Raw genomic sequence first — 12254 nt, 5'->3', positions numbered from 1 at the left:
TCTCAATATCAAACTTTGCAAAAACAGTTAGGATTAAAACCTGATCAAGCATTATTAGCATCTGCCTTAAGTCAATCTCCCCAATATCAATCTTTACTACAAGAGTTATTACAATTAGAGACAAAAATTGCCATTGAATCTTCCCGATTTAAAGAAACAGCACCCCAAATTCAAGTATTATTAGATCAGCGAGCGAAATTATTACCGTTGTTAGAACAGGAAGCTAAACGGATTTTAGGACAAGATAGCAATCAAGTTGATCCCAATATGATCCGCTTTCAAGATTCCGTCAGGATGGAACTAATTCAACAGTTAGTAATGACGGCGAATTATATTGAAATGTTAAAGGTCAGAAATGAAGTTTTAGAGAAAGCCACTCAAGAATTTAACCAATATGCTCAAGTTTTTCCTGGGGTGTTTAGTCGTTATTATGAGTTACAAAAACAGTTGAAAACCACTGAGAATCAACTGGAAGAACTTAATCAAAAATACCAGGAAATGCAATTAGAAGTTGTTCCTCAAACGAAACCGGAACCTTGGGAACTGATTGCACCGCCTCGGATTCCGAGTCAAGTTAATGGAGAATTAATTGCTGTTTCTCCTAATATTCCTTTGAATTTAGCATTAGGGGGATTAGCCGGATTATTTTTAGGTGTAATAACGGCACAAGTTTTAGAACGATTAAATAAGGTTTATCGCACAACCCATGAAGTTACAGATAGTATTCCTTTACCGTTATTAGGGGTAATTCCTGCTAGTAATGAAGCGTTAATGCTTCCGGCTGCTGTTGCACCCACTATCAATATTTCTAATATTACTTATCCCGCTTGTAGCCCATTTCAAGAGGCATTCCGAACTTTAAATGCGAATTTACGTTTATTAAATCCTGAAGGTTCTGTGCGTTCCTGTGTGATTACTTCTGCTACTCCCGCCGATGGTAAATCTACTATTGCCATGAATTTAGCACAAGGAGCCGCCGCTATGGGGCAACGGGTTTTATTAGTGGATGCAGATTTGCGTTGTCCTCGAATTCATACGATGTTAGATGTTCCTAATCATTTGGGTTTGACCAATATTTTAACTCAAAAATTAGAGCTTGAAACTATTATTAAATCTGTTGCTAATGAAGATAATTTCTATGTCTTAACGGCGGGAGATTTTTATCCTGATCCGACTCGGTTATTATCCTCACCCCGAATGCAAGAGTTAATGAAACAATTGCAGGAATTTTTTGATTTAATTATTTACGATACCGCGCCAGTTTTAGGGTTAGCCGATGCTAATTTATTAGCACCTCATACCGATGGGTTAATGATGGTGGTGGGTTTGGGAAAAACCGACCGAGAAGCTTTTAGTCTCGCTTTACGGGAAATTAATACCGCCGGAGTTGCGGTGTTGGGTATGGTTGCCAATGGTGATAAACAGGAAACCCATTATTATCGGGATTATTAACAAGGTTTGAGCCCCCTCTTCCCATTTTGGAAAAATTAGTTATAATAAGTTTAAGGTTCTGCTGCGACGTTGGTGGCTTGCCGATATGTTTTTTTGATCTATAGCTTTAAGAATAAGGGAACCAAGAAAGTTACAGACGGCAGTAGACCGAGCTTGCACTCGGAAACTTTAAGTCTGGTCAAGGTACCCACCTGGTTTTACCAGGTCAAAAGCTGAGGCGACACGGCGTTGCGGTTAACCTTATTAGAATTTTAAAAACCTGATAAAAGGGTTGAGTTCAGCAACAACATCCAACCCTAGTTTAAATGATATTAAAACAGGAAATAACGCTGCGCCATCGGTAACACGGTCGCAGGTTCACAGGTTAATAATTCACCGTCCGCTTTAACTTGATAGGTTTCAGGATCGACCTCAATTTTTGGTAACGCATGATTTAATTTCAGGTCGGCTTTACTAATATTTCGAGTTCCTGAAACGGCGACACATTGTTTTTGTAAACCTAATTGTTCAGGAATTTTGGCGGCTAAAGCGGCTTGAGACACAAAGGTTAAAGAAGTCGAAGCGATCGCTTTTCCAAAACTTCCAAACATGGGGCGACTATGGACAGGTTGAGGCGTAGGAATACTCGCATTTGCATCTCCCATTTGTGCCCAAGCAATTAACCCGCCTTTAATCACTAATTCCGGTTTAACGCCAAAAAAAGCAGGTTTCCATAAACATAAATCGGCTAATTTTCCTTCGGCAATGGAACCGACATAATCAGAAATTCCGTGAGTAATAGCTGGATTAATTGTATATTTAGAAATATAGCGTTTTACCCGAAAATTATCATGGGTTTCTTGAGAATTTTTAGACTCCGGTAAAAGCCCCCGTTGTACTTTCATTTTATGGGCAGTTTGCCAAGTTCTAATAATACTTTCTCCCACCCGTCCCATCGCTTGAGAATCAGAAGAAATAATACTAAAAGCACCTAAATCATGCAAAATATCTTCAGCCGCAATCGTTTCTCGACGAATTCTCGACTCTGCAAACGCCACATCTTCTGGAATATTTCGATCTAAATGATGGCAAACCATCAACATATCCAGATGTTCTTCTAGGGTATTCATCGTATAAGGACGGGTGGGATTTGTCGAAGAAGGTAAGACATTTTTAAGACCACAAACTTTAATAATATCGGGCGCGTGACCGCCTCCAGCACCTTCGGTATGATAGGTATGAATTACCCGATTTTTAAACGCTTCAATGGTGGTTTCTACGAAGCCTGCTTCGTTTAAAGTATCCGTATGAATGGCAACTTGTACATCATATTCATCGGCAACTTTTAAACAAGTATCAATCGTTGCTGGAGTAGTTCCCCAATCTTCATGAAGTTTTAAACCGATCACTCCCGCAACAATTTGTTCAATTAAACCTTGAGGTTGACTACTATTTCCTTTCCCTAAAAATCCTAAATTCATCGGAAAGGCTTCTGCTGCTTCTAACATTCGATAAATATTCCATGCACCCGGAGTACAAGTGGTGGCATTTGTTCCCGTTGCGGGGCCAGTTCCACCGCCGATCATCGTGGTAATTCCTGATGCAATGGCGGTCTCGATTTGTTGAGGACAAATAAAGTGAATATGGCTATCAATTCCACCCGCCGTGAGGATCATTCCTTCTCCGGCGATCGCTTCTGTGGCAGGGCCAATAATAATATCAATATGATCTTGAATATAGGGATTTCCAGCTTTCCCAATTTTATAAATTTTCCCATCTTTTATCCCCACATCCGCTTTAACAATCCCCCACCAATCAACGATTAAAGCATTAGTAATTACTAAATCAACTGCACCATTTTCACGGGTAATGGGAGACTGTCCCATGCCATCTCGAATCACTTTTCCGCCGCCAAATTTAACCTCATCTCCATAAGTTGTATAGTCTCTTTCTACTTCAATAATTAATTCTGTATCGGCTAATCGAATGCGATCGCCTACTGTTGGCCCAAAGGTTTCTGCATAAGCTTGCCGATCCATTTTATAACTCATAAATCTTCCTGGGGTAATGATAAGTTTTCTAGGAATTCAACGAAGGGTTTAAAGCATTGAGGACATCTTTCAGCAATATCTTGATAATGAGCTTGCCCTAAAATCAACGTTGAATCTACTGTTTTTTGATAGTTTTTATTATACGCTTTAAATAATCTTTCAACAATTCTACTGGGTGGTTGATCATGATTTTGGTCTTCTACGGGAATTGTCCAAGAAATAGGGAAGTTCTGATCCTTTCTTAAGCATAGACGAGTTTTAAGTTGAGTCTCCGAGGCTAAAACTAAGGCTTCTAAGTCATATTTAAAGCAAAAAACCTTAAATCGTTTTATTAATCGCTGATCATTAAGTCCTTTTTGAGTTAGTTCTTGATTAAACTTAGCTATTATCCCTGCTTTTAAGTCTTGATAAGTTTTATGAGGAAACCCTTTATTTGGAGGGTATAAGTAAGGACGATATCCTTTAATGTCAATCGATAATAATCTCATCATTAATTTTTTTTGAGATAATCAATTATTGAACTTTAAACCATTGATTTTACTTCTTTTTTTTACCTTTTTTTGTTTTATCTTTCTCTTTTTTAGATTTTTTCTCTGAAGGTTCTGATCGGACAGTTTCAAGTTGACCTTCCACTAACTGATTAAATCCATAAATTTCTCGACTTCCCGCCAGGGTGACTAACTCCACTTCCCGTTCATCTCCCGGTTCAAATCTTACCGCAGTTCCAGCCGGAATATTTAATCGCATTCCTTTAGTTTGTTCCCGTTTAAATTGTAAAGCTTCATTGACTTCATAAAAATGATAATGTGATCCAATTTGAATGGGGCGATCGCCCGTATTCGCCACTTTAACCTTTAAGGTGGGACGACCCGCATTCAGTTCTATTTCACCCGGTTTAACAATCAGTTCCCCTGGAATCATTGCTTATTTCCTCTGAAGATGATTAGGATTCTCAATTAGAATACCATGTTTACAGAATTATATTGTATTGCTGGATAGTATGATCTAGGATGATTGCTGAATTAGCAAGAATGCAATTCTAAATTATGCCTAATACTGACAAAACTGATTTATTCTAATTTAGATGTAATGATCTGAATCGGGCGCAATATTTTTTTGTCGATTTGAAATCCCTTGCGAACAACTTTTGTAATGGTTTGAGGTTCTAGATCAGTTCTGATTTCTCGCTCCACAACTTTACAAATATTAAAATCCGGTTGAGTTCCTTCAAATTCAATGGGGGTAACTTGTCGTCGATGCAAAACGTTGAGCAATTTTTTGTGAATACTACTAATTGACTAGCGAGTAATAACTAACCTTTTTTCTCCACCGTTTTCTAAGGAATATTTATGACGCACCATAAGTAATTTGTCCTAATTTTTATCAAGGATCAATCAAGGGTTTAATTCAAGATGCTGATGTGTGAGCAACCGTTTTAGATTTTGCTCACAATTTTTCTAGCTTCTAATCACCCTGAACCTAAAGGGGTTGTCTTGAACCTCCTTTAACCTCATGACCAGTTGTAGAAGCCTGAAATCTTGACCTGTCTATCTATTGGTGTCTGACAAATGATTTAGGCAAATTTCCTAAAAAAATTTTGATCTGGTCTGGGTGGAGGTTCAGAAATCTGTAGGAACTCAGAAACCGGGTCTCGATACAATCAGGTTTCTTCAACTATCTTTTATTCCGATCCAGTCTTTTATTACATTGGGGATAGATGTTAGTATGTTATCTTAAAAATAAAACCTCTAGTCTAATCAAACATCAAGAGTTCCTGATTGTGGATATTCTAATTGAGTCAACCCAATCTTTTGAGGAACATATCGCTAAACTCGATTTAAACGTTAAATCTGACTTAAACTAAGGGGAGTCAAAGATTTCAAATGTTAGATCCTATTACTTTAATTCCAACCGCAATTCAAGGTTATAACTGGATTCGGATGTGGCATGAACAACAAGCTAATCCGCCCCATCTTCCTGATAATGCTCTTTTGCTATTTAAGCGGTTTAAAGAAGCTTATGATACAAAAAATATTAGCAAACTTGGTTTTACTCTTTCAGATCATTACAAAGGAGATTTATTGGGAGTTTCTACTAAGCAAGAATACTTGATTTGCCTAAAACAAGTTTTTGATAGTTTACCTTTATTATCTCCTTGCTTATCAATTAATGTTTATAGTATTATCGAAAATAGTAACGATGTATTTTCGGGAATTATTGATACTCAATCGAAGACATCGTTTTTAGGAATTCCCTTGACAAATTATGATTCTACCCCTATTCGTTGTGAAATTCGTCCTGAACAGGGGTTATGGGTAATTACTAAGATGTTTGTTGAATGGCGATTACTTGCTTGATACAACTGCGAGAACTCAGAAACCGGGTTTCTTTAGCTATCTTTTTATTAAGCAGAAAAGTTATGACAGAAACCCGGTTTCTCGATACCACTGTGGGGACTCAGAAACCGGGTTTCTTCAGCTATCTTTTTATTAAGCAGAAAAGTTATGACAGAAACCCGGTTTCTTGATACAACTGCGGGAACTCAGAAACCGGGTTTCTTCAACTATCTTTTTATTAAGCAGAAAAGTTAAGATAGAAACCCGGTTTCTCGATACAACTGTGGGGATTTAGAAACCCGGTTTCTCGACTTGTTAAGGTTGACAACAAGAACTCAAGGGTTCATCGGCTAAACTTTCTAATTCAACAGAACGTAACAACTCTTTCCACTCCTGTAAAAGCTGTTGATTTTGCGGTTTTTCTTGTCGCAATGTGGCTAATAAAGTGACAGTTTCATACCATAATCCGTTTTGGGCATAAACTTGAATTTGTTCTAAAGATGTAGTGGCTTTTTCTAACTGACGGATTAAAGTTTCATTGGGATTAATTCGGGCGATCGCTCCTTCAACTCCATCATCCTCCGCCCGTAATCTCGGATTACATTGATAGAAAAATTGCCAACGATATTGTTTACCCACTTCTAACATAGGTGCAGATTGAGGTAACTTAAATTTGACAATTCCAGGGGTTCCCGTTAGAGGCATTCTTTGTTTAAAAATTTCATTGTCATCTTCATCAAATAACACAAACTCTACATTTCTTTCTGGAGTTGAACTATAGGGAACATAAATCATAAATGTGGGATATCCCGATAATGTTAACCCGATATTGTATTTAGGAATTAATGCAGTTAAGGGTTTAGAAACAGCCGGACAATTCGTTCGACCGGACGAACCTTGACGATCTTCACTAGGTGGATCTGTATTTGGATCTTGAAATTCAACCGCAACTTCTAAAGATTGTGCAGCGTGTTGGTTAACTCCAGATTGTGCGGAATTTAATGGGATGAAAATTCCGGCTAAAACCAATAATAAAAATAACTTCAGATTCCTCATAGATGACCGTAAATGCTGTATTGTTTAGGAATTGCTGGACTTAAATCCGCCCTAATATCTGTATTGGAACAAAACCACAGTTTTACGCAATTTTCAGATTTTTTTATTCAACTGTAATCGCCACACCCAAACCCCCGCACCGACCAACCCCAGCAACGCCGGAATAAAAGGAACCCATATCGCCACCAAAAATAGCCCCCAACACACCCCATACAACACTGCGGTTGCGGTTCCCAAAGTGATGATTATTGGGGTGCGATGGCTGATCAACAAAACTGAAACCCCCCCTAACAGCGTCCAAAACCCGATCCAGAGTGCATCTATCCATTTTGACCATACTGTTAACAACGGACGATCATCTAAAACCGCAGACAGAAGATGACTGACCATTTGCGCTTGAATCATTAATCCTCGCACTTCTTGATCCGGACTGTAGGAGGTACGATGACCTTCATCTTTAACGCTGGTGGCATTAACACCGACTAAAACTAATTTATCTTTAACTAAATTTGGATCAACTTCGCCGTTAAGAATTTGTGTAAACGTTACTTCAGGAGCAATGGGTTCGGATAATCGATAGTTTAACATAATTTGATATACTTGTCTATCCGATTTTGGATAAAATCCGATATCAGATCCCATCGGTTTTAAAATCAGATTACCCAATTTTATTTGATCTGGTGGGATGTTTTGAGGTTGAATTCCTTGTTTTTTTAAATAATGAAAGGCGAGTTGAATGGCTAAAGACCGTTTGGTTTGACATCCTTGAGGATGACTCATAAATAACAGTTGACGGCGTAAAATGTGATCAGAATCTACCATCACATCATTAAATCCAACTTGCTTAGGAGGAGCAGCGGGCGGCGCAGCAAGACCGGAATCATTTTGATCAGGTTTTTTACAAATTAAAAATAGATTATCTTGGGTTTTAAATTGATTGATTAAGTTTTGATATCCCGGTTCAACGGGCAGATTTCGATAAAGATTTAATCCAATCGTTCTGGGTTTATATTCCGCAAGTTTTTGTAAAAATTGAGTGAGGATTTGATCAGAAACTGTCCAACCGCGTAATGCTTGAATATCTGTTTCTGAAGCTGTTACTAATAATAAACGATGATCTTGTTTTTCAATGGGGCGCGATCGCATCATTGCATCATAAAATTTTAATTCCCAAAAGTGTAACCATCCCCCCTGACGAATTAAACAAATTAAAACAGTAATGATTAAACTAATAAAACCGATTTTATTAATTTCGGTTAACCCAAAACTTGGCAATTGATACAGATTTTTACGATGTCTTAACTCTTGCCAACGAACGGGAATACTTGCCGGATTTTGAAAAATCACAGGCAACCAACTGCCACAGGGAAAACGATTTTCTAAGATGTATAATCGTTCTCTCGCTTGTCGCACGGCTAAATATAAAGATTGACCTTGAGAAAATTCTTGTAAAAAATGTTTTAAAAAAGTTTGTGCTACAAGATCCGGCACAGGTTCCCGCATAACAATCGTTTGGGGAATATTTAATTGAGCAAGTTCTGTGGCTAAACCCAAACCATCACAGGAATTAAAAATCGCAATTTGTAATCCTTTTTCAATCGCTTTTCTAAAGGCAGGTAATAAGGTTTTAATCGAAACTTTATCTTGATGATTAATTTTAAACGTTCCTGATTCTTCTAGGTCTTGACTTTCACTATGTCCGGCAAAAAAGAGAATATCCCAACCTTTTTCATCCCATAACGCCTGGTCTATTTGTTGTGGATCAGGTTCGATTAAAAAAAACGTTTCGGTCTGAGGTAAAGCGGTTAAAATCTTTTGATCTTCTGCAATATCAATTCCTGTTTTATTTCCTAAAATTGCTAAAATTCTGATTTTAGAACGAGAGAAAGATACTGAAGCTTTGCGAGTGTATTGGGGTTGACTCAGGGCTAATTCTGCGCGAGGATAATCATGGAAAAAATACCATAATTGCCAAGGTAAATGTCGAACTTGGAAATCAGAGGTTTCTAAAATAATCTGAATTTCATCAGTGGGTTGTAACAGAGAACGCAACTGTTGATCAATCGTACGAAATTCGACAAAATGAAGCCATTGATTAAACTGATGAATATATTGAATACAGATTTCCTGTAGTTCGACTTCGGAAACATGGGTAATATCTTCTTGTTCTAATTCAATCCGAGATGGGATTCCTAAAGTGTGATACAGTTCTTGATAAATAAACCGCCAACGTTGATAAAACCGGATCAATTCGGGTGCAGGAGGTAAACAACCTGTTATTTTAATGGGTCGAGGGTTTTCTAAATCCGATAGTCGGGCAGTTACTAAAGGAAATCCTTCGGTTAATGAACCTTTTCCTAAATCAATAATAACCAGTTTTTCCGTCATGTTTTATCAAGGCAAGGGGCATACTCTTCTCTCTGGTGTAGAGACGGGCCATGACACGTCTCTACGGAAATTAAAAAATAAATCTTTCTGTAATCGATGCGTCCCTTAAACGAACGGTAATACTAAATTGTTCTTGTGGGGTTCCTCGGAAGCGAGGAAGTTGAATATAATTATCTTGTAAACGGGATTGAACTTCTGATAAAATATCACCCGTTTCTGATAATAAAATTAGTTCAACGTTGGGCGGTAAATAACGGTCTTGGGGAGCAGGATATAACCGAACCCTAACCGCAATTCGTCCTTCTGTTTCTGGAGTTAATGCCACCCACAATACAACAGATTGACTCCCCAATTGCATTTTTAAATCAATTAATTTTGCCCCCTGAACAAAGTCTTCATCACTGCGAGATGAACTTCTTAATCCGAAAGCGGGTTGCCGATAAATAGACTGCCAAAGTCCTTCCCATTCATCCCTTAACCATAAACTTAATCGCACAGGAATTAGAAATTCTGCTGGTTGAGGTAACTGTAAATCAACTAATAATCCTTCAATGGGTTGTAACTGTCCTAAAGGTAACATTTCCTGAGTAATAGTTTTCACAAAACCTAAAATTTCTGCTGTTTTTAAGTGATCAAAAATCCGCACCACCACATATCCAATGCGGTCAATTGTTACTTCTGGAGGAATGCTTACCATTTGTTGTTTTTCCCGTACTGGACGACATTCTAAACGCCCCACTCCTTTCACCTGTAAATCGGCTACATTGGCACAAAGTTGAATAATTGGATTCCAACTATCACTGGCTTCTAATTCCGTTGCAATTTGCATCCATTCTAAATAACAATTAACGCTCCAAACGGCTAATGTATTCAGATAAACTTGTTCTCGTTTGCTTCCTTTCGGATGTCTTAATGCAAATTGTGTAGCAATATCCCTCCCTTCCTGAGATATGATAATCGGTAAGGTGTAATCTTCTAAATTAAAACGTTGATTAATCATAATTTTTTTAAGTGATTTTTCAAAATTAACACAGCAGTAATTTCTCTTTCCTGTCAACTATTCAATATATCCCTGTGACCGGGCAAAATTACGCAAAAGTTTGCGACAATTTCGTTCATAAAAGCTACTTAAGGTACTCACGGCAACTCCCAACTCCTGCGCCAGTTGTTCCCAGTTGGTTTCCGGGGGGAGGCGCCTTAAAATTAACAATTGACAGGTGATGTCTGGACGTCCGCGAACGTGCGTATTGCTTAACTCTCCTGTAACATCAGTTTGCGCCCACTGACGAACTTCTTCTAACATTGGGGGAATATCGGGAGGCGCTTCTAATGTATCAATCAAATTAATATTTTCACAGAGGGGAATATCGATAGAAATATAACGATGTTGCTGTTGTTGCTGTTTGAGGTAATAATCTTTTAATCGTCCTTTGAGATATACATTAAGCCATGTAATTACACTCGCTTTGGCTGGGTCATACTGCGCCCCTGTCGTCGCTTCACAAAGATTCAAATAAAGAAAAGTCATGGTATGTTGCCATGCGTCTTCATAGTCGCGGGTGGACTCCCGCCACAATTTACCGGATTTTTGGATGAGGCGAATAATTTGGGTAAAACCCTTACGACGTTCAACACTGGTGGGAGGGTGTTTGCAGGTTTCAGCAATGAATTGGCGGAGTTGTTCATCAAGTCCAGTCATGTCGATTTAGGATTTTAGATTTAGGATTTTGGATTCACTTTGTTTTAATGAAATAGTCGGGGAAGTTCCAATCTAAGTTAAAATTTTATCAAATAATGTCAATATTTGTTGATTCTAAAGCTTATGGGGTTCCAGACTTTCTCTTGGGGAATTGGTGTGGTTACATTATTAATGCAATTACAACTCGGCTTGATGATGCCGATGGCATTGGCTCAGTTTAATGCGGAATTAGAACAGATGTATAACAGTGCATCAGAACAGATTGATCAAGGCAATTTTACCGAAGCTATTGTTATATTAGAGAGATTATTAGCGATCACCCAACAACAAAACAATCTATTTTTAGAAGCCACCAGTTTAAATGATTTAGCCTTAGTTCACCGCAATCAAGGAAACGCAAAACTCGCTGTTCAGTTGGCAACAAAAGCCTTAACAATTTATCAACAATTAAACGATGAACGGGGTATTAGTGTAGCTTTAAATAATCAAGCCAGCGCTTATCTCAGTTTAGGTCAATATCCCCAAGCCATTCAAGGGTTTGAACAAGCTTTAAAATTGGTTCAGAAAATGGGTGAAAAGTCGGGAGAAGTTAATATATTATCGAATTTAGGCACGATTTATCGGGTTTTAGGACAGCATCGAAACTCATTATCCTACTTTCAACAAGCCTTAACGGTTATTAAGAACCTAAATGATCCTAGTACAGAAGGAATTCTTTTTAATAATATCGGTTCAGCTTATATTTATTTAGGGGAATACGAACAAGCCAAACTTGCGTTTGAGCAATCCTTAAAGTTAGCCAAACAAGAACAAGATGCTCAAGGTGTTGGTCAAGTCACGATTAATTTAGGGGCAGTTTATGAACGTTTTAAAGAGTATGATCAAGCTTTAAAATTATATCAAGAAGGCTTGCCCATAATGGAAAAAGTCGGGGATTTAGAAGCGGTTGGGCAAGCTTTGAATAATATCGGTTATATTTATTGGATTCAGAATCAATATCCTCAAGCGTTTGAGTTTTATAAAAAAGCGTTAGAAGTTCGCCGAAAAATTCAAGATAAACGGGGAGAAGCGGTAACATTAATTAATTTAGGTGTCGCTGAATTTGAAGTGGGAAAACTTGCGGAAGCTACTCAAACCCTTTATTCTGCCATTGAAACCGTTGAGTCTTTACGTCCGGGGTTAAGTGATGCCAATAAAGTTTCTTTTTTTGAAACATTATCAAAAAGTTATGGCGTTTTACAACAAGTTTTAATAGAGCAGAAACAAATTGAAAAAGCGTTAGAAATTGCTGAA

10 protein-coding genes, 1 other RNA gene and 1 pseudogene are annotated in these 12254 nt (G+C 37.9%); 4 read left to right on the top strand and 8 right to left on the bottom strand.

From position 1 onward, the window contains the following. On the top strand, window positions 1-1452 hold a 1452-nt coding region (locus ACKPEB_RS21935), incomplete at its 5' end, for a polysaccharide biosynthesis tyrosine autokinase (protein WP_408967141.1). A gap of 55 nt (window positions 1453-1507) precedes the next feature. Continuing rightward, window positions 1508-1693: non-coding RNA, 6S RNA (gene ssrS / locus ACKPEB_RS21930), on the top strand. A gap of 70 nt (window positions 1694-1763) precedes the next feature. Here the strand turns inward: ssrS and ureC are convergent. The 4 genes and pseudogenes from ureC to ACKPEB_RS21910 form a co-directional block, all read right to left on the bottom strand. Next, window positions 1764-3482 carry an urease subunit alpha gene (gene ureC, locus ACKPEB_RS21925; protein WP_408967140.1) on the bottom strand — a complete coding sequence of 573 codons (1719 nt, stop codon included), beginning with the start codon at window positions 3480-3482 and terminating at the stop codon, window positions 1764-1766. Beyond that, a complete protein-coding gene (locus ACKPEB_RS21920) occupies window positions 3479-3973 on the bottom strand; it encodes a DUF4276 family protein (protein ID WP_408967139.1) in 495 nt (164 codons plus the stop codon). Before ACKPEB_RS21920 ends, ureC begins: the two co-directional genes overlap by 4 nt. A gap of 124 nt (window positions 3974-4097) precedes the next feature. Then, window positions 4098-4403, bottom strand: a pseudogene (locus ACKPEB_RS21915) (urease subunit beta); the annotation flags it as partial. Between the two features lie 149 nt (window positions 4404-4552). After that, window positions 4553-4768, bottom strand: a complete 216-nt coding sequence (locus tag ACKPEB_RS21910) for a nucleotide exchange factor GrpE (protein WP_408967142.1) — start codon at window positions 4766-4768, stop codon at window positions 4553-4555. A gap of 597 nt (window positions 4769-5365) precedes the next feature. On the opposite strand from ACKPEB_RS21910, the gene ACKPEB_RS21905 reads away from it, so the two are divergent. Beyond that, a complete protein-coding gene (locus ACKPEB_RS21905) occupies window positions 5366-5839 on the top strand; it encodes a hypothetical protein (protein ID WP_408967138.1) in 474 nt (157 codons plus the stop codon). 294 nt (window positions 5840-6133) lie between these two features. Here ACKPEB_RS21905 and ACKPEB_RS21900 read toward each other — a convergent pair whose 3' ends face one another. The 4 genes from ACKPEB_RS21900 to ACKPEB_RS21885 form a co-directional block, all read right to left on the bottom strand. Continuing rightward, window positions 6134-6874: a DUF928 domain-containing protein gene (locus ACKPEB_RS21900; protein ID WP_408967137.1), complete on the bottom strand. Its 741-nt coding sequence runs from the start codon at window positions 6872-6874 to the stop codon at window positions 6134-6136. 93 nt (window positions 6875-6967) lie between these two features. Then, complete coding sequence (locus tag ACKPEB_RS21895; RefSeq protein WP_408967136.1) at window positions 6968-9262, bottom strand: CHASE2 domain-containing protein; 2295 nt, start codon at window positions 9260-9262, stop codon at window positions 6968-6970. 70 nt (window positions 9263-9332) lie between these two features. Next, complete coding sequence (locus tag ACKPEB_RS21890) at window positions 9333-10262, bottom strand: DUF1822 family protein (RefSeq protein WP_408967135.1); 930 nt, start codon at window positions 10260-10262, stop codon at window positions 9333-9335. A gap of 57 nt (window positions 10263-10319) precedes the next feature. Next, complete coding sequence (locus tag ACKPEB_RS21885) at window positions 10320-10961, bottom strand: sigma-70 family RNA polymerase sigma factor (RefSeq protein WP_408967134.1); 642 nt, start codon at window positions 10959-10961, stop codon at window positions 10320-10322. Between the two features lie 123 nt (window positions 10962-11084). Here ACKPEB_RS21885 and ACKPEB_RS21880 point away from each other — a divergent pair. Then, a partial coding sequence (locus ACKPEB_RS21880) for a tetratricopeptide repeat protein (protein ID WP_408967133.1) occupies window positions 11085-12254 on the top strand: 1170 nt, incomplete at its 3' end.

Source organism: Planktothrix sp., assembly GCF_046067725.1.
GTDB lineage: Bacteria > Cyanobacteriota > Cyanobacteriia > Cyanobacteriales > Microcoleaceae > Planktothrix.
Note: the sequence above shows the minus strand (reverse complement) of the source record. Positions and strands in the feature narration are given on the sequence as shown.